The sequence below is a fragment of the Rhizobium sp. RHZ02 genome (assembly GCF_014851575.1).
Classification (GTDB): Bacteria; Pseudomonadota; Alphaproteobacteria; order Rhizobiales; family Rhizobiaceae; genus Rhizobium; species Rhizobium altiplani.
Genome location: NZ_JACUZX010000002.1, coordinates 306,342 through 323,442 on the forward strand (window position 1 = coordinate 306,342; position 17,101 = coordinate 323,442).

Here is a 17,101-nt window from a genome sequence, read left to right on the forward strand (position 1 = left end):
CGGAATCCTCATGGCGTTCAATTTCATCAAAAAGGTCTTCACCTTCGGCCCCAAGCCGGAGGAAGAGCAGGCGCCGGGGGCGGTCGAGACGAAAGCGCTCGAAACCGAGCTGGAGCCGCATTCGCGCGAGGAGAACCTTCCGGTTGCCGCAGACCTGGTTCTGGCGGAAGAGGTGGATACGGCCGGCGGGCCTGCCGATGACGTAGCTGAGGACGCCTCGATCGAGGAGCTTGCCGAGCAGGCCGAAGCGTTCACACCCGTTGAGGACGACGTTTCCGAGGTCTTGCCGCCTGAGATGCAGGTAGGCGATGTGGGTCTTGTGCCGCTCTCGTTGCTTGAAGACGAAGCGGAGCTCGATACTCCTGCTGGAAGCACGCTGGGAGAGACGGTTCCTGTTGCGCCTTCCCTGCAGCCGGAAATCGGCGATGAGGCAGAGGATGATAGTGTCGCGGAACTAGCATCTCTCGGCGAAACCGAAGAGACGTCGGCTGCAGAGCTTACAGCTGAAGCCGATGTGGAACAGCAGCCTATCGCCGATCGGGCCTCTCCCGCCGAGCATGAGGTATCTACGCCGGCGGAGGATGATAGCGTTTCCGGAGATATCTCCGTGACTCCCGTTCTTCCAAAGGGATTTGCCACCGGTCCCGCGGCTTCCGAGTCCGCGCCTCTGGTGCCGGCCTCAAGACTTTCCTGGTTCCAGCGCCTGCGCGCCGGCCTTGCCCGCACCTCGTCGCAACTTACCGGCCAGATCGCGGCCCTTTTTACCAAACGCAAGCTCGATGACGACACGCTGCAGGATCTCGAGGATCTGCTGATCCAGGCCGATCTTGGCGTCGAGACGGCCATGCGCGTCACCGATACGCTGGCCTCCGAGCGCTACGGCAAGGACGTCACCGGCGAGGACGTGAGCCGCATCATGGCAAGCGAGATCGCCAAGGTGCTGAAGCCGGTCGCCAAACCATTGCAGCTCGATCTCACCCACAAGCCGCACGTCATCCTCGTCGTCGGCGTCAACGGAACAGGCAAGACCACGACGATCGGCAAGCTGGCGGCCAAGCTCTCGGGCGCTGGCCTCAAGGTGATGGTTGCCGCCGGCGATACCTTCCGCGCCGCTGCCATCGAGCAGCTGAAGATCTGGGCCGACCGCACCAAGTCTGAATTCATCGGCACCAAGCTCGGTGCCGATGCGGCGGGTCTCGCCTACGATGCCTTCGAGCAGGCCAAGGCGAAGAAGTGCGATGTGTTGATCATCGATACCGCCGGCCGCCTGCAGAACAAGGCGGAGCTGATGGCAGAGCTCGAGAAGATCGTTCGGGTTCTCGGCAAGCTCGATCCGGATGCGCCGCATACGGTGCTGCAGACGCTCGATGCGACGACGGGGCAGAACGCCCTGTCGCAGGTGGAAATCTTCAGGAACGTTGCCGGCGTGAACGGACTGATCATGACGAAGCTCGACGGCACGGCGCGTGGCGGCATTCTCGTGGCGATCTCTGCCAAGCACAAGCTGCCGGTCTATTTCATCGGCGTCGGCGAAGGTGTCGATGATCTCGAACCTTTCGAGGCCGAGGATTTCGCGCACGCCATTGCCGGGCTCGGTCAATAATGCCACAGATATGCCGACAAACACGGGCAAGCGTCTCGTGTGGCACAAACGGATTTGAGATAGAATGACGACCGAGAGCGATATCACCCCAAGCGCGGCCGACCGGCATCACCCGATGCTGAAGCTGGCGCTGGAGCTTGGCCCGCTGCTGATCTTCTTCTTCGCCAACCTGCGCGGCGCCTGGCTGGTCGAAAGGTTTCCGGCTCTGTCGGAGCTTGGCGGACCACTGTTCGTGGCGACGGCCCTCTTCATGGCGGCGACGGTGACCTCGCTGGTGGTCTCGAAGATCATTCTCGGGCATCTGCCGATCATGCCCTTCGTGTCGGGCATCGTGGTCGTCATCTTCGGATCGCTGTCGATCTACCTGCAGAACGAGACCTTCATCAAGATGAAGCCGACCATCGTCAACGCGCTCTTCGGCGTTGCGCTGCTGGGCGGCCTGGCTTTCGGCAAGTCGCTGCTCGGCTACGTCTTCAATGCGGCCTTTCAGCTCGATGCCGAGGGATGGCGCAAGCTGACGATCCGCTGGGGAATCTTCTTCCTCTTCCTGGCGGTGCTGAACGAGGTCGTCTGGCGCAACTTCTCCGATGACTTCTGGATCGCCTTCAAGGTCTGGGGCACGATGCCGATCACCATCATCTTCACCATGGCGCAGATGCCGCTCATCATGAAGCACACTGTGACCTCGGCGGGAGAGACCGAGAAGTGACGACACTGGATACGGCAGAGAGAGCCAAGCACCAGACCTTCTGGTTCGCCGCATGCGGTGCGGTCCTGCTGATCCAGATCATCGCCGAATATATGATGGGCCGCACCCCCATCTGCACCTGCGGATACATCAAGCTTTGGGAAGGCACCGTCAATTCCAGCGGTAACTCTCAGCATATTTCCGACTGGTACACGCCGTCTCACATCATTCACGGCTTCATTTTCTACGGCGTTACGCACCTTCTTTTGCGCGGCAAGCCGATTGCCGTGCGGCTGCTTCTGGCGCTCGTCATCGAATCCGGCTGGGAACTGCTGGAAAACTCGCCTGTCATCATCGACCGCTATCGAACGGCGACGATCTCGCTCGACTATTACGGCGACAGCATCCTGAACTCGGCAATGGACACGGTCTTCATGGTGATCGGGTTCTTCTTCGCCTCGCGGGCGCCGGTTGCACTGACGATCGCAATCGCGATCTTCTTCGAGCTTCTGACCGGCTACCTGATCCGCGACAACCTGACGCTCAACGTGCTGATGCTGATCTGGCCTGTCGAGGCGATCAAGACCTGGCAGAGTGCGCTCTGATCAGGAAGCCGGCTTGCCGAGCGCCGTCTCCACGGCGGGGAAGAGGCCTTCCCTGAGGCTGACATCGTCGAACGGGCCGACCCGCTTGTAGAGGATCGTGCCATCAGGGGCGACGAGATAGCTCTCGGGGATGCCGTAGACACCCCAATCGATGGCCGCCTGCCCTTTGGGATCGACGCCGATGGCGGCAAAAGGATTGCCGAGTTCGCCGAGGAAGCGAAGCGCGTTGTCGTTCTTGTCCTTGTAGTTGATGGCAACCACATTGAGCCGGCTGTCCTTTGCCAGTTGCATCAGGATCGGATGCTCGTCGCGACAGGGAATGCACCAGGAGGCGAAGACGTTGACGAGCGTCAGTTTTCCCTTGATGGCACTGTCGGTCAGCGCCGGCAGGTTGGCGCCTTCGAGCGGCGCAAGGTTCAGCGCCGGCGCCTTCGTGCCGATCAGTGCGGAGGGGATTTCCGAGATATTCTTGCCGTGGACGTCCTGATCGTAGAGCATCTTTGCTGCGGTGGCTGCGATGCCGGCGAAGACAACCAACGGGATCAAGGCGACGGCATAGCGTCCAAATCCGCGCTTGGCGGAGTTCGTTTCAGGGGTGGTGCTCATTTGCCATCCGTTGTTCGCGATGAGCGGCGGCGGATGCCGGAGGCTTCAAGGGCTGCCAGTTCTTTCCGCCGAGCGCGGCCATCGGCCCAGGTCCAAAGGGTAACCGCGGCCGCGACAAGGGCGGCAAAGCCGTAAGCGCCATAGACATAGAAAGCGTGTGTCATGACTATCCCTCGCGGCTTGCCAGGCGGGCGGCCAGTCGACGCTGAGCGGCGACGCGGCGACGCCAGATCTCGTTGCGGATCGCCATGATGTGCAGCGTGAGGAAGAGCGCGGTAAATGCAACCGCCATCACCAGCAACGGCCGCAGGAACTCGGGATCGATGGCCGGACCATCGAGGCGCAGCACACTCGCGGATTGATGCAGTGTATTCCACCATTCGACCGAAAACTTGATGATCGGGATGTTGACGAAGCCAACGAGAATGAGGACGGCGCTGACGCGGGCGGCCTTTGAAGGGTCGTCGATCGCGCGATTGAGGGCGATGAGCCCGAGATACATCAGGAACAGAACGAAGACGGAGGTGAGCCGGGCGTCCCAGACCCACCAGGTGCCCCACATCGGCTTGCCCCAGAGGGACCCAGTCACCAGGGCAATCAGCGTGAAGGCGGCGCCGAGCGGGGCTGCGGCCTTCGCCGACACATCCGCCAGCGGATGGCGCCAGACCAGCGTGCCGACGGCCGAGAGGCTCATGATCGTGTAGCCCATCATCGCCAGCCACGCGGCCGGCACGTGGACATACATGATGCGAACCGTTTCACCCTGCTGGTAGTCGCCTTCTGTCGTGAAGCTGAGATACAGCCCCACGATAAAACAGAGGGCCGTGAAACCGGCCATCCACGGGAGGATGCGCGCGGCCAGCGCCAGAAACCGCGTCGGGTTGGCGAGATCGCTGAATTTCGTGATGGCAAGGCTCGTTTCGCTCATGCCGTTTTCCTTACCGCGATATGCCTGACGCCGCAATCGAGTGCCCGATCAATCCGACGTGTGACGCAGCGCAAGCGCGGCAGCCACCGGTCCGATCACCGCGAAGAAGAGGGTCAGCGCCATCAGGATGAGGAAGGGCGGCAGAAAGGGCGATGGCCCCTCGACCGCCGCGTAAGTGGCACTGACGCCGAAGATCAGCACGGGGATCGTCAGCGGCAGCACCAGAATCGACACCAGCAGACCGCCACGCGGCAAGGCGACGGCAACGGCAGCGCCGACGGCACCGATGAAGGTAATCGCGGGAGAACCGACGAGCAGCGTCAGCATGGTCGCGCCGATGGCGGTCTCGCTCATATTCATGAAGAGGCCAAGCAACGGCGAGGCGATAACCAGCGGCAGGCTGGTGGCGACCCAGTGCGCCAGGCATTTGACGAGCACCGTCAGCACCAGCGGCGTTTCCTGCATCAGCATCAGATCGAGTGAGCCATCATCGCGCTCGGCTTGAAACAGGCGGTCAAGACCGAGCAGCGCCGCAAGCAGCGCACCGATCCAGACGATTGCCGGGCCGATGCGGGACAACAGTGCGAGATCGGGCCCGACACCGAAGGGGATGACCGCGACAATGGTCAAGAAAAAGAGAACGCCGATCAGCGCGCCGCCGCCGGCGCGTATCGAAAGCTTGAGGTCTCGCAGAAGCAGGGCAGTCATTCCCACACTCCCTGTCCGGCGTGGGCAAATCCCGCCATCCGCAATTCCTGCGCGCCTTCCAGTCCTAGCGGCTGGTGGGTTGCCGCGAGCACGATGCCGCCGTTGCAGCGATGCGCTTCAACAAGCTCGGCAAACAGACGGTCGCCGCTTTTATCCAGCGCAGCAGTCGGCTCATCAAGGATCCAGACCGGCCGGTGGGCGATAAGCAGCTTGGCGAACGCGAAGCGGCGCTGCTGCCCGGCAGAGAGGTAGCCGAACGGAAGGTGCGTGATGCCCTCGAGACCGACCGCCTCGGCTGCCTCGTCGATCGAGACGGTGGAAGCGCCATGGCTATCGCCAAGAAAGCACCGCCAGAAATCGAGGTTTTCGGCGACCGTCAACTCGCTCTTCATTGCATTGCGGTGACCGAGATAGTGGCTGACTTCCCCGACGCGCCGGTGAGTGTTGCCGAGCGAATCGGTGAAGCTGACCGAGCCCTTTTCCTGATGCAGCAGACCGGCGACGACGCGCAGCAAAGTCGACTTTCCTGATCCATTTTTGCCTGTCAAAACCAGTGCTTCGCCCGATTCCAGGCGAAAGGAGAGGCCTTCGAAAATCAGGTCTTCGCCCCGGCGCGCAGCCAGATTGGCGGCCTCGAGAGACATGACTTTTCCGTGGTTTAATTTTTCAGTCATCGCAACGCAAAAAAATCCGAAATGGGTCACGCACTCTCTGGCACCTTTCATAGAAATTATCTATAAGACCCGCAACCACGCCAGCGGTCGGCGTGAATATCATCCTTGCGCCGAACATGGGCTTCGCTCCACGTGCGGACAGCGGAAATGGCCGTACCCGCATCCTGATGTGCATTACGTGCATAGGCGTCCGCACGATTGTGTTCGCTATCAGAAACGGGGTCTCTCGTGTCTAAATCTCTTGACAGCTTCAATTGTCGTTCCACGCTTTCCGTGAATGGTAAGGACTACGTCTATTACAGCCTGCCCAAGGCTGAGGCGAATGGCCTGCCGGGTGTTTCGAAGCTCCCTTACTCGATGAAGGTTCTGCTTGAGAACCTGCTGCGCTTCGAAGACGGTCAGTCCGTGACGAAGGACCACATCCTTGCTGTTGCCGAATGGCTGAACAACAAGGGCGCTGTCGAAAACGAAATCGCTTATCGCCCGGCGCGCGTGCTGATGCAGGACTTCACCGGCGTTCCCGCCGTCGTCGACCTCGCTGCAATGCGCGACGCGATGGTGTCGCTCGGCGGCGATCCGGAAAAGATCAACCCGCTGGTTCCCGTCGACCTCGTCATCGACCACTCGGTTATCGTCGACGAATTCGGTACGCCGCAGGCGTTCGCCAAGAACGTCGAGCTGGAATACCAGCGCAACGGCGAGCGCTACCGCTTCCTGAAGTGGGGCCAGCAGGCATTCAAGAACTTCCGCGTCGTTCCTCCGGGCACCGGCATCTGTCACCAGGTCAACCTCGAATATCTCGGCCAGACCGTCTGGACGAAGGAAGAGGACGGCGAGACGATTGCTTATCCGGACACCTGCGTCGGTACGGACTCGCACACCACGATGATCAACGGTCTCGGCGTTCTTGGCTGGGGCGTCGGCGGCATCGAAGCGGAAGCGGCCATGCTCGGTCAGCCGGTCTCGATGCTCCTGCCTGAAGTCATCGGCTTCAAACTCACCGGCAAGCTCAAGGAAGGCGTCACCGCGACCGATCTCGTGCTGATGGTCGTGCAGATGCTGCGCAAGAAGGGCGTTGTCTCGAAGTTTGTTGAATTCTTCGGCCCTGGCATGGACAACATGCCGCTCGCCGACCGCGCGACCATCGGCAACATGGGTCCGGAATACGGCGCGACCTGCGGCTTCTTCCCGGTTGACGGCGAAACCATCAACTACCTCAACATGTCCGGCCGCAGTAAGGACCGTATCGCTCTCGTCGAAGCCTACTCAAAGGCACAGGGCATGTGGCGCGAAGGCGATGGTTCGGACCTCGTCTTCACAGATACGCTGGAACTCGACCTCGGCGACGTTGTGCCTGCCATGGCCGGCCCGAAGCGTCCTGAAGGCCGTATCCCGCTCGAAAACATCGCTTCCGGTTTCGCCGGCTCGATGGACACCGATTACAAGAAGCCCGGTCAGCTCTCCAACCGCTACGCGGTCGAAGGCACCGACTTCGATCTCGGCCATGGCGACGTGGCGATTGCCGCCATCACTTCCTGCACCAACACCTCCAACCCGTCGGTTCTGATCGCTGCCGGTCTTCTTGCCCGCAACGCCGTTGCCAAGGGCCTGAAGTCCAAGCCGTGGGTCAAGACCTCGCTGGCACCGGGATCGCAGGTCGTTGGTGAGTATCTGGCGAAGTCCGGCCTGCAGGCCGACCTCGACAAGCTCGGCTTCAACCTCGTCGGCTTCGGTTGCACGACCTGCATCGGCAACTCCGGTCCGCTGCCGGCGCCGATCTCGAAGACGATCAACGACAAGGGTCTGATCGTTTCAGGCGTGCTCTCGGGCAACCGCAACTTCGAAGGCCGTATTTCTCCGGATGTTCAGGCGAACTACCTGGCTTCGCCGCCGCTCGTCGTTGCCTACGCTCTGGCCGGCACGGTCCAGAAGGATCTGACCAAGGAGCCGATCGGTGAAGACCAGAACGGCAACCCTGTTTATCTCAAGGACATTTGGCCGACCTCGCACGAAGTGCAGGACTTCATCCAGAAGTACGTCACCCGCGAACTTTACGAAACGAAGTACGCCGACGTCTTCAAGGGTGATGAAAACTGGCAAGCCGTCAACGTTCCGGCCGGACAGACCTACGCCTGGGATGACAAGTCGACCTACGTGCAGAACCCGCCCTACTTCGTGGGCATGGGCAAGACCGGCACCGGCATCTCCGATATCAAGGGTGCGCGCGTTCTCGGCCTTTTCGGCGACAAGATCACCACCGACCACATTTCGCCTGCCGGTTCGATCAAGGCTGCGTCTCCGGCTGGTGCTTACCTGCTTGAGAACCACGTCGGTGTTGCCGACTTCAACCAGTACGGCACGCGTCGCGGCAACCATGAAGTCATGATGCGTGGCACGTTCGCCAATATCCGTATCCGCAACCACATGCTCGGCCCGAACGGCAAGGAAGGTGGCTACACCATCCACTATCCGTCGAAGGAAGAGGAATCGATCTATGACGCGGCTATGCAGTATAAGGCCGAGGGCGTTCCGCTCGTCATCTTTGCTGGCGTCGAGTACGGCAACGGCTCGTCCCGCGACTGGGCAGCGAAGGGCACCAACCTGCTCGGCGTGAAGGCGGTCATTGCACAGTCCTTCGAGCGTATTCACCGATCGAACCTGGTCGGAATGGGCGTCATCCCATTCGTCTTCGAAGAGGGCACGACGTGGCAGAGCCTCGGCCTGAAGGGCGACGAAATCGTCAGCATCGAGGGTCTCGAGAACATCAAGCCGCGCGAAAAGAAGATCGCCAAGATTACCTACGGGGACGGCACCGTGAAGGAAGTTCCGCTGCTGTCGCGCGTCGATACGCTCGACGAAGTGGTCTACCTCAACAACGGTGGCATCCTGCACACGGTTCTGCGCGATCTCGCTGCCTGATTGTTAACAGACTTGCATGACAATGACCGCCGGAGAGAGATTTCCGGCGGTTTTTTGTTTGAGTACGAGGTATTTAGATGCCCGGTCACGCTGATGTGTTTCAGCTTGGCTTCTCCGAAGCTTGGTCTCACCCCTTCGTGACTTTCCGTTTAGATCGGGAACCATTATCTCTACGTTCAGACATCGGAACCTATGGTGAAGGGTGGCGGTGGTTGCTGAAGAAAAGGTGCAGTGAATGTCCCCGCGGTTTCTGATTTCTCTGGTTGCAGGTGTGGCGCTTGCCGGCCCACTGTTTGCCCAGGACGCGCCAAAAGGCGTGGTCGAACTCTTCACCTCGCAGGGATGTTCTTCTTGTCCTCCAGCCGATGCGGCTTTCCGCAAGATTGTCGAGGCTGGCGGCGTTATTGCCCTCGCTTATCACGTCGACTACTGGAACTACATGGGCTGGGCCGACACGCTGAGTTCGAAAGAAAACACCGAGCGCCAGTATGGCTACGCGCAGACCATGGGCCGCGCCAATGTCTATACGCCGCAGGTGATCGTCAATGGTCGTGATCATGTGGCAGGGGCCGACCTGGGCGCGATCAACAAGAAAATCGATAGCTATGCAGCCGAAGGCAAGGGATTGTCGGTGCCGGTCACCGCACAGATGCGCGACGACCAACTCGAGATCAAGATTGGCGCGGGCCAGGGCAAAGCCAATGTCGTCATGGTCTATTTCAACCGCGAGAAGACCATCGAGGTCGAGAAGGGCGAAAACAGCGGTCAGAAGATTGCTTATCTGAACAGCGTTGCCGATGTCGAAACCGTCGGCATGTGGGAGGGCAAGGAAACGAGCTTGACGCTGCCGGCCAGCGTGATGCAGAAGCCGGATCTTGAGGGCTGCGCGATTCTACTTCAATCCTCCACCGCCGACGGCAATCCATCGGCGATTCTCGGAGCGACGGTCGTCATGGCTGGGAAGAATATCTGACCGTTTCATCTGCCTTGCGGATGGAAAACGGGGCGGCCCGGCTGATCGTATTCGGGGCTGGGGTTAAGGTCGATACGGTCAGCCGGGCCCTTTGGCGCGCTGGCGCCAAACTCGCACAAAACCTTTTCAGCAGACCAAATCCGGCAAAAAGATCATGCGCAAATCAGGTGCGACGCGGGTCCGAACGGCCCCGCGGCGCAGTCGTGAGGGAATTTCTCCTCCAAATGAGGCGCTGTTTTGACTGAATTGCGGCGCTCGGGAGATTGCACAGACTATGATTAATGTGACTGATCGCCCGCTTGCAATTTGTAAACGCTAAGGCAAACTGTCATGTACCCGTCACAAGCGGAGGCACAGGGAGACTGATGACAGATCAGCCGGATTTGCGGCGCGGCGAGAGCCGGTCAGCCGACAACAGTTCCTCAGTCGTCGTAGATCTCAAGGAATACAAGCAGAGCAAGGATCCAGCGCCGGTTACATTCCACCGACGCGAGCTCGACGCGATTTTATGGATTTATGGCCGCATGGTCGGCGAGGGCGAGTGGCGGGACTATGCGATCGATCATCTGAAGGATCGTGCCGTCTTCTCCGTTTTCAAGCGATCAGGTGAAATGCCACTCTTTCGCATCGAGAAGAATCCGAAGCTCACTGCCAAGCAGGGTGCTTATTCCGTTATCAATACGCACGGCGTTATCCTGAAGCGTGGGCACGAACTCCCCCAGGTTCTGAAGGTCTTCAACAAGGCGTTGAAGCTGGTCGAGAAGTAGCTCGAGCTCAGGCCTTGAACAGCGTGCCTGGATAGGTCGAGGCATCGGGGTCGGTCGCCGCCCCATCACCCAGGGCACGCTGCATGATCATCGTGTCGAGCCAGCGACCGTGCTTGTAGCCTGTTGCCTTGAGTCGGCCGGTTTCTGCAAAGCCCAGTGTCTGATGCAGGGCAATGGATGCCGGATGCGCGCCGCCGATCACGGCCACCATCTGGCGAAAGCCGAGATCGGTGCAGCGTTGGATCAGTTCGGCGAGCAGCAGCCTTCCAATTCCCTTGCCGCGCGCTTCCGGCCCCAGGTAGATCGAATCCTCGACCATCCAGCGATAGGCCGGCCGCGTGCGGAAGGCCGAGGCGTAGGCGTAACCAAGCAGCCCGCCATTCTCATCGATCGCGGCGATGTAGGGGTAGCTCTGGCCCGTGATTGCGGAAAATCGTGCCGCCATCTCGCTCTCGTCCGGTGGGACGATCTCGTAGCTTGCGACACCGTTCAGTACGGATTCGCGATAGATGGCCGTGATGGCAGGGAGGTCGGATGAGGAAGCGTCGCGGAGGAAGATGGGCATTCGGTCGGCCGGCAGATATGACGATGGACTCTTCCAGAAATCATCCTCGGCATGATCGAGCAACAAAAAAGGCGGCCGAAGCCGCCTTTTTCGATAACGTTCCTGTTCCTTATTTGCGGTCGCCCATGAACTGCAGGAGGAACATGAAGAGGTTGATGAAGTCCAGATACAGGGTCAGTGCGCCCATGATTGCCTTGCGGCCGGCAACATCCGCGCCGTCTGCTGCGTAGTACATTTCCTTGATGCGCTGCGTGTCGTAGGCGGTAAGGCCTGCGAAGATCAGCACGCCGATCGCGGAGACCGCGAACTGCAGGGCAGACGATGCCAGGAAGATGTTCACGATCGACGCGATGATCAGGCCGAAGAGACCCATGATCAGGAACGAGCCCATCGCGGAGAGATCACGCTTGGTCGTGTAGCCGTAAAGCGACAGCGCACCAAAGGAGGCGGCCGTCACGAAGAACGTCTGCGTGATGCTCGACTGCGTGTAGACCAGGAAGATCGACGAAAGCGACAGGCCCACCAGCGCGGCGTAGACCCAGAAGGTCGTCTGCGCGGCGGCAACGCTCATCCGGTTAATCCTGAAGCTCAGGAAGAACACGGCAGCCAGCGGTGCAAGGATGATCACCCAACGGAGCGGCGACTGGAAAAGCAATACGCCAAACTGCGTCAGCTGGCCGTCCTGGACGGCGAAATTGAAGCCCAGATAGGCGGCTACACCCGTGATCGCCAAACCCAGCGCCATCAGGTTGTAGACCTTGAGCATATAGCTGCGCAGGCCCTGGTCGATCATCTCGCCAGTCTGTACGCGGCCTTGGTAATTACGAAGGTCAGCCATAGTTTCCTCTTATAAGCTCCGGTGTGGACACGGTGGCGGGTCAACGACCCGGGCGCCGCTGCGGAGCCCAGCATGCCTGCACACAATATGAGCCTTTCGGCTTTCGCAAACAAGGCCCTTGCAACCCGCGATCGGGTTAAATCGCCGTAAGGTGAAGGAAATTTCTCCGTTTGATCAATCAGAGTTCGCGCAAAACGGGTGCCGCTTTCTGGCCGAGGATGCGCCAGGTGCCGATGAGTCCGATACCAACGGTCAGGACCAGAGCCGTCACAAGTGTCAGGCCGGCAACATCGGGCAGGAAGTGCGAGGGGATGCGCATGATCCGGGCGGTGATGAACCAGGCCGCAACGCTGCCGGCAAAAAGGGCGAAGACTGCGGTCGCCGCCCCAAGGATCAAATATTCGTAGCAGAAGGCACGGATCAGCATTCGCCTCGTCGCGCCGAGTGTCTTGAGGACGACCGCGTCATGGGTACGGGCGCGGTTACCGGCGGCCAGCGCGCCGGCCAGAACCAGGACCGAGGCGATCAGCGCAACGGAGGCGGCGGCGCGGATCGCCGTCGCCAACTGCGCCACCAGCGTGTTGACGATGTCGATCGCGTCCTTGACCCGCACGCTTGTGATGGTCGGATACGTGTTTGTAACGGACTTCAAGATCGCGGCCTCCTGGCCAGAGGTCGCCGTCGGGTCGGTGAGCGTCGCCAGCCAGGCGTGCGGGGCGCCGCGAAATGTATTCGGCGAGAAGATCATCACGAAGTTGATGGAAAGCGACTCCCACTCGACCTTGCGCAGGCTCGCAATCCTCGCGGTGATGTTGCGGCCGAGCACGTTGACGGTGATGGTGTCACCGATCTTCAGGCCGAGTTCATTTGCCTCCTCGGCAGAGAAGGAGACGAGCGGTTCGCCGCTATAGTCCTTCGGCCACCATGATCCCTCGGTCAGCGATGCATTTTCCGGCAGCGTTTCCGAATAGGTGATGCCGCGGTCGCCACGCAGCACCCACTGGCCACCCGGCGGAACCTTGCGCTTGGTGACATCCTCGCCGTTGAAGGCGAGGATCCGGCCGCGCAGCATCGGCACTTCGACCAGTTTGCCGTCCGGCGAACCGGCTTTGACGACGCTGCGAAATGTCTCGAGTTCCGACCCCTGAATGTCCACGAAGAAAAAATTCGGCGCGCCGGCGGACATGCGCCCGGTCAGTTGCTGGCGCATGTTGCCGTCGATGAGGGTGAGCGTCACGAGCAGTGCGAGGCCAAGACCGAGAGACAGGACGACGGAGGGCGTCAGTGCGCCAGGCCGGTGGATGTTGCCGATTGCGAGCCGCAAGGCTGGCGAATTCACCCGCGGGCTGCGGCGCGCCAGCCAAGCAATGCCGGCTGCGACAAGCCGCAGGATCACGAAAGCGAAGGCGATCGCGCCGACAAAGACGATCGCGATGAAACGATCATACGCGGTTACGACGGCAAGGCCGGCAAGGGCAACAAGAAAGGTCGCAGCGAGAAGGATGTAGGGCCAGGAAGGCAAGCCCCGCGCCTCGAAGCCCTGCTCGCGGAACAGGGCCGTTGCCGGAACCTTTCGTGAATGCCCAAGCGGCATGATGGCAAAGGCCAGCGTTGTCAAAATACCGAAAAGGACTGCGAGGGCCAGAGCCCCGGGGTAGAACGTCAGAGCCGTGGAGACCGGCAGGAACTGCGCCAGAAATTGCGACGCTACGATTGGCGCCAGCGCCCCGATGACGAGGCCGATCACCATCCCGCCCAAGGCAATGATGGCGATCTGGAAAAGATAGATCAACACGACGGTCGCGGCGGGCGCCCCAAGGCATTTGAATGTCGCAATGGTCGTGCGCTTGGAATCGAGGAAGGCACGCACGGCATTCGCGACGCCGACACCACCGACGATCAGGGCCGTTAATCCGACCAGCGTCAGGAACTGCGAGAAACGCTCAATGTTCTCCGTCAGTGCAGGGGCCGCCCGGTCGCTGGTGCGGATAGACCAGCCGGCCGACGGAAATTCCTTCGCGGCGCGATCGCGCAGCGTGGATCTTTCGGCCGGGTTGTCCATGCGAATCTTGTAGGCATGCTCGACCAGGCTACCGGTCTGGATGAGGCCGGACGCCTTCAGTGCTTCCCTGCTCACAAGGAGTCGGGGCGCGAAACCAAAACCTTCCGAAACCGCGTCCGGCTCCGTCTTGACCGTACCGGTGATGTTCAGAATGACATTGCCGAGGAGGATCTCATCTCCGATGGAGAGGCCGAGCCGATCCAGCAGAAGCGGAGCGGCTACCGCGCCATAGGTGCCGCTCTGCCCCGACAGAAGCCCGTGCAGCGGATAATTCGGTTCGGCCGCGAAGGTGCCGTAGAGCGGATAGGCGCCATCGACTGCCTTGACCTCGACCAGCGCCTGATCCGAGCCGTCGGGCTTGCGTGCCATCGAGCGCAGGCCCGTCGACACCGATACTTTGCCGAAGCCGCGCAAGAAGTCCATTTCGGCTTCCGTCGCCTCGCGATTGTTGAGCTCGAAGCGTGCGTCGCCGGCCAGAATCTCCTGACCTTGCGTGGCGATCGTGTTGGTGATGGACTGCGAAACCGAGTTGACGGCTGCAATGGCGCCGGTGCCGAGAGCGATGCAGGCCAGAAAGATGTAGAAGCCGCGAAGGCCGCCGCGCAGCTCGCGGAGCGCGAGACGAAAGGCGAGGGAGACGCGCGGGGTCAGCAATGTCATGCAATCGCCGCCTCAGGCTGGACAGGCGCACTATCGCTCTCAATCTGGCCCGAACGAACCCGAATCTGCCTGGAGCAGCGTTTGGCGAGCGCGGTGTCGTGGGTGACGAGCAGCAGCGTCATGCCGCGCTCGGCCTGTTTGGAAAACAGGAGATCCGCAATCTGCCGGCCGGTGTCGGTGTCGAGGTTGCCGGTCGGTTCGTCGGCGATCAGCAGCGCCGGTGACGGTGCGAGCGCGCGTGCAATCGCCACCCGTTGCTGTTCGCCGCCGGAAAGTTGGCCGGGATAGTGGTTCAACCGATCGCCAAGCCCGACGGATTTCAGTTCGCGGCGGGCGATTTCGAACGGATTGGGAAGGTTAGCGAGCTCCAGCGGCACAGCGACGTTTTCCAGGGCCGTCATGTTGGCGATCAGGTGGAAGGATTGGAAAACGATACCGATATTGCGGCCGCGGAAGTCGGCCATCTCGTCTTCACTCAGGGCATGCAGCGGTGTGCCGCTGACATTGATTTCGCCACTATCGAGCCTTTCCAGCCCTGCGAGCACCATCAGCAACGTCGATTTTCCGGAACCCGATGGTCCGACGATGCCGACCGACTCTCCGGTGCCGATCGTGAGGTCGATGCCCTTCAAAACATGGACGGAGGCGGCGGCGCTGCCAAGCGTCAAATCGGCGCGCTTCAACTCGATGATGGTTTTTGCCAACAGTATTCGCCCTATATAGATGCCGATTGTCTTGCCAATCTAGGGAAAGCGGAATGAGTTTTAAAGTTGCCGGCCTTCACATCGCCGTCATTGTTGCGTCGATGGCCTTTGCGGTCGTAGCCAATGCAAAGACAATCAGCCTGGTCGGTTTTGGCGACAGCCTGATGGCGGGCTACCAACTCCCTCCCGGTGATGGCTTTCCAGAAAAGTTGCAAGCAGCCCTGACAGCCAAGGGTGTCGAGGTATCGATCGCGAACGCGGGCGTGTCCGGCGACACGACGGCCGGTGGTCTTGCGCGAATCGATTGGTCGGTCCCCGACGGCACCGATGGCGTGATTCTCGAACTGGGCGGCAATGATGCCCTGCGCGGCATCCCTCCGGAGGAAAGTGAAAAGAACCTCGATCAGATGATTGCTCGGCTAAAGGAACGTGGTGTTGCGGTCCTTCTCGTCGGTATGCTGGCACCGCCGAACATGGGCGGCGACTATGCGGCGCGCTTCAACTCGATCTATGAGAAACTCGCGCAAAAACATGGCGTTGCGCTCTATCCCTTCTTTCTCGACGGTGTCGCCCTCGATGCCGGTCTGAAGCTTGAGGATGGGATGCACCCGAACAGCAAAGGGATCGATGTGATGGTCGAAAAGATGGAGCCGGCTATCACGCAATTCTTAGGAACGATTTCTACTGTGAAGAATTAGGGACTTGCGCAGGTGTTCAATGCGTGATTCCGTGTGAGCACCTGCAAAAGATTCGGGGAGTGCTCGTTATGCCGAGACTGTTTACCGCCCTCGAAATTCCGCGCAATGCCGCGATGAGCCTCTCATTGCTGCGCGGTGGTCTCCCTGGTGCAAGATGGATCGATGTGGAAAACTACCACATCACTTTGCGCTTCATCGGCGATGTCGATGGACGCACGGCAGACGAAATTGTCGATCGGCTCGACCGCATCGACCGGCCCGAATTCCAGATACGTCTCGATGGTATCGGCGCATTCGGGTCCAAAAAACCGCATTCGGTGTGGGCCGGCGTCTCGCCTTCACCCGAGATGTACGCCCTCCAGGCGGAAATCGAGCGGATCTGCCAGCGCATCGGATTGCCGCCGGATCCCCGCAAGTTCACGCCGCATGCCACGCTGGCGCGGTTGAAGTCGTCGCGGGTCGACGATGTCGTGCACTATCTCGCCGGGCGTGGAAACTTCCAGACGTCGGCCTTCACCGTTCCGCGCTTCGTTCTCTTGTCGTCGAGGGAATCGGTCGGCGGTGGGCCTTATTTGACGGAAGAGATCTTCCCTCTCCATGAGGCATTGTCGGTGCCCAGCGTCTCGAGCAGCTTCCTGCAGCCGGCAAAGAGCCTGGCGTAGACGCGTTCGAAGCCGTCGCTGTCGCCGAAATAGGGGTCGGGTATATCCTCGCCGCTCGCCAAAGCGAAGTCGCCGAACAGGCGGATATTTGCGGCTCCCGGGCTCATGCGATGCAGTTCGGCGACATTTGCGCGATCCATCGCGAGGATCAGGTCGAAGCCGCTGAAATCCTTCATCCTGATCTGACGGGCGCGTTGCCGGGAAATGTCGATCCCGTGGCCTCTCGCGGTGGCGATCGAGCGCCGATCCGGATGCTCGCCCTCATGCCAACCGCCGGTGCCGGCCGAGTCGATCTCAAAACGATCGGCAAAGCCGGCCACATCGACGAGGTGCGAGAGGATCCCCTCGGCAAGAGGCGAGCGGCAGATATTGCCCATGCAAACAAACAGGATGCTAATGCGTTTCATCTGTGGTCCATGACGGAAGAGAAGGGACAATCGC

Annotated in this window: 18 protein-coding genes; 8 read left to right on the forward strand and 10 right to left on the reverse strand. The window is 60.6% G+C overall.

Features of this window, described 5'->3' with window-relative positions:
* The first annotated feature begins 10 nt into the window (after nucleotides 1–10).
* From ftsY to IB244_RS04320, 3 genes are all read left to right on the forward strand, one after another.
* Nucleotides 11–1,603, forward strand: coding sequence for a signal recognition particle-docking protein FtsY (gene ftsY, locus IB244_RS04310; RefSeq protein ID WP_018855816.1), 1,593 nt, complete (start codon nucleotides 11–13; stop codon nucleotides 1,601–1,603).
* Between the two features lie 64 nt (nucleotides 1,604–1,667).
* The gene (locus IB244_RS04315) at nucleotides 1,668–2,312 is read left to right on the forward strand and encodes a septation protein A (protein ID WP_018855815.1); all 645 of its coding nucleotides are present in this window, start codon (nucleotides 1,668–1,670) and stop codon (nucleotides 2,310–2,312) included.
* Nucleotides 2,309–2,896, forward strand: a complete 588-nt coding sequence (locus IB244_RS04320) for a DUF2585 domain-containing protein (RefSeq protein WP_018855814.1) — start codon at nucleotides 2,309–2,311, stop codon at nucleotides 2,894–2,896. The genes IB244_RS04315 and IB244_RS04320 overlap by 4 nt, the downstream gene beginning before the upstream one ends.
* Here IB244_RS04320 and IB244_RS04325 read toward each other — a convergent pair whose 3' ends face one another.
* Genes IB244_RS04325 through ccmA form a run of 5 tightly spaced genes read right to left on the reverse strand, consistent with a single transcriptional unit; the run spans nucleotide 2,897 to nucleotide 5,782 of the window.
* A complete protein-coding gene (locus IB244_RS04325; RefSeq protein WP_018855813.1) occupies nucleotides 2,897–3,502 on the reverse strand; it encodes a DsbE family thiol:disulfide interchange protein in 606 nt (201 codons plus the stop codon). It lies immediately after the preceding gene.
* Entirely contained in the window at nucleotides 3,499–3,666 is a 168-nt protein-coding gene (ccmD, locus tag IB244_RS04330; RefSeq protein ID WP_113469725.1) for a heme exporter protein CcmD, read from the reverse strand. The genes IB244_RS04325 and ccmD overlap by 4 nt, the downstream gene beginning before the upstream one ends.
* Nucleotides 3,667–3,668: 2 nt before the next feature.
* A complete protein-coding gene (locus IB244_RS04335) occupies nucleotides 3,669–4,430 on the reverse strand; it encodes a heme ABC transporter permease (RefSeq protein WP_018855811.1) in 762 nt (253 codons plus the stop codon).
* Nucleotides 4,431–4,478: 48 nt separating this feature from the next.
* The gene (gene ccmB, locus IB244_RS04340; protein WP_018855810.1) at nucleotides 4,479–5,138 is read right to left on the reverse strand and encodes a heme exporter protein CcmB; all 660 of its coding nucleotides are present in this window, start codon (nucleotides 5,136–5,138) and stop codon (nucleotides 4,479–4,481) included.
* Nucleotides 5,135–5,782 (reverse strand): heme ABC exporter ATP-binding protein CcmA, encoded by a 648-nt coding sequence (ccmA, locus tag IB244_RS04345; protein WP_192303220.1) that lies wholly within the window; start codon nucleotides 5,780–5,782, stop codon nucleotides 5,135–5,137. The genes ccmB and ccmA overlap by 4 nt, the downstream gene beginning before the upstream one ends.
* A 258-nt stretch (nucleotides 5,783–6,040) precedes the next feature.
* On the opposite strand from ccmA, the gene acnA reads away from it, so the two are divergent.
* From acnA to IB244_RS04360, 3 genes are all read left to right on the forward strand, one after another.
* Entirely contained in the window at nucleotides 6,041–8,731 is a 2,691-nt protein-coding gene (acnA, locus tag IB244_RS04350; RefSeq protein WP_192303222.1) for an aconitate hydratase AcnA, read from the forward strand.
* 235 nt (nucleotides 8,732–8,966) lie between these two features.
* The gene (locus IB244_RS04355; protein ID WP_018855807.1) at nucleotides 8,967–9,704 is read left to right on the forward strand and encodes a DUF1223 domain-containing protein; all 738 of its coding nucleotides are present in this window, start codon (nucleotides 8,967–8,969) and stop codon (nucleotides 9,702–9,704) included.
* Nucleotides 9,705–10,069: 365 nt separating this feature from the next.
* Nucleotides 10,070–10,471 carry a DUF2794 domain-containing protein gene (locus IB244_RS04360; protein ID WP_018855806.1) on the forward strand — a complete coding sequence of 134 codons (402 nt, stop codon included), beginning with the start codon at nucleotides 10,070–10,072 and terminating at the stop codon, nucleotides 10,469–10,471.
* Between the two features lie 7 nt (nucleotides 10,472–10,478).
* On the opposite strand, the gene IB244_RS04365 is transcribed toward IB244_RS04360, so the two are convergent.
* The 4 genes from IB244_RS04365 to IB244_RS04380 form a co-directional block, all read right to left on the reverse strand.
* Nucleotides 10,479–11,036: a GNAT family N-acetyltransferase gene (locus tag IB244_RS04365; RefSeq protein WP_026371597.1), complete on the reverse strand. Its 558-nt coding sequence runs from the start codon at nucleotides 11,034–11,036 to the stop codon at nucleotides 10,479–10,481.
* Nucleotides 11,037–11,145: 109 nt separating this feature from the next.
* Nucleotides 11,146–11,874 (reverse strand): Bax inhibitor-1/YccA family protein, encoded by a 729-nt coding sequence (locus tag IB244_RS04370; RefSeq protein ID WP_018855804.1) that lies wholly within the window; start codon nucleotides 11,872–11,874, stop codon nucleotides 11,146–11,148.
* Between the two features lie 178 nt (nucleotides 11,875–12,052).
* Complete coding sequence (locus IB244_RS04375) at nucleotides 12,053–14,596, reverse strand: ABC transporter permease (protein WP_169683136.1); 2,544 nt, start codon at nucleotides 14,594–14,596, stop codon at nucleotides 12,053–12,055.
* Nucleotides 14,593–15,300, reverse strand: coding sequence for an ABC transporter ATP-binding protein (locus IB244_RS04380; RefSeq protein ID WP_018855802.1), 708 nt, complete (start codon nucleotides 15,298–15,300; stop codon nucleotides 14,593–14,595). The genes IB244_RS04375 and IB244_RS04380 overlap by 4 nt, the downstream gene beginning before the upstream one ends.
* 53 nt (nucleotides 15,301–15,353) lie before the next feature.
* On the opposite strand from IB244_RS04380, the gene IB244_RS04385 reads away from it, so the two are divergent.
* Nucleotides 15,354–15,998, forward strand: coding sequence for an arylesterase (locus IB244_RS04385; protein WP_192241926.1), 645 nt, complete (start codon nucleotides 15,354–15,356; stop codon nucleotides 15,996–15,998).
* A gap of 68 nt (nucleotides 15,999–16,066) precedes the next feature.
* On the forward strand, nucleotides 16,067–16,660 hold the full coding sequence (gene thpR / locus IB244_RS04390; protein WP_192303224.1) for an RNA 2',3'-cyclic phosphodiesterase: 594 nt from the start codon (nucleotides 16,067–16,069) through the stop codon (nucleotides 16,658–16,660).
* Here thpR and IB244_RS04395 read toward each other — a convergent pair.
* Nucleotides 16,567–17,067 (reverse strand): low molecular weight protein-tyrosine-phosphatase, encoded by a 501-nt coding sequence (locus tag IB244_RS04395; protein ID WP_113469730.1) that lies wholly within the window; start codon nucleotides 17,065–17,067, stop codon nucleotides 16,567–16,569. The two genes, thpR and IB244_RS04395, sit on opposite strands and share 94 nt — an antisense overlap.
* Nucleotides 17,068–17,101 lie beyond the last annotated feature (34 nt).

Coding starts and splice junctions, on each gene's coding strand:
- ftsY (WP_018855816.1), top strand. CDS start 11: ATGGCGTTCAATTTCATCAAAAAGGTCTTCACCTTCGGCCCCAAGCCG.
- IB244_RS04315 (WP_018855815.1), top strand. CDS start 1,668: ATGACGACCGAGAGCGATATCACCCCAAGCGCGGCCGACCGGCATCAC.
- IB244_RS04325 (WP_018855813.1), bottom strand. CDS start 3,502: ATGAGCACCACCCCTGAAACGAACTCCGCCAAGCGCGGATTTGGACGC.
- ccmD (WP_113469725.1), bottom strand. CDS start 3,666: ATGACACACGCTTTCTATGTCTATGGCGCTTACGGCTTTGCCGCCCTT.
- IB244_RS04335 (WP_018855811.1), bottom strand. CDS start 4,430: ATGAGCGAAACGAGCCTTGCCATCACGAAATTCAGCGATCTCGCCAAC.
- ccmB (WP_018855810.1), bottom strand. CDS start 5,138: ATGACTGCCCTGCTTCTGCGAGACCTCAAGCTTTCGATACGCGCCGGC.
- ccmA (WP_192303220.1), bottom strand. CDS start 5,782: ATGTCTCTCGAGGCCGCCAATCTGGCTGCGCGCCGGGGCGAAGACCTG.
- IB244_RS04355 (WP_018855807.1), top strand. CDS start 8,967: ATGTCCCCGCGGTTTCTGATTTCTCTGGTTGCAGGTGTGGCGCTTGCC.
- IB244_RS04360 (WP_018855806.1), top strand. CDS start 10,070: ATGACAGATCAGCCGGATTTGCGGCGCGGCGAGAGCCGGTCAGCCGAC.
- IB244_RS04365 (WP_026371597.1), bottom strand. CDS start 11,036: ATGCCCATCTTCCTCCGCGACGCTTCCTCATCCGACCTCCCTGCCATC.
- IB244_RS04370 (WP_018855804.1), bottom strand. CDS start 11,874: ATGGCTGACCTTCGTAATTACCAAGGCCGCGTACAGACTGGCGAGATG.
- IB244_RS04375 (WP_169683136.1), bottom strand. CDS start 14,596: ATGACATTGCTGACCCCGCGCGTCTCCCTCGCCTTTCGTCTCGCGCTC.
- IB244_RS04385 (WP_192241926.1), top strand. CDS start 15,354: ATGAGTTTTAAAGTTGCCGGCCTTCACATCGCCGTCATTGTTGCGTCG.
- thpR (WP_192303224.1), top strand. CDS start 16,067: ATGCCGAGACTGTTTACCGCCCTCGAAATTCCGCGCAATGCCGCGATG.
- IB244_RS04395 (WP_113469730.1), bottom strand. CDS start 17,067: ATGAAACGCATTAGCATCCTGTTTGTTTGCATGGGCAATATCTGCCGC.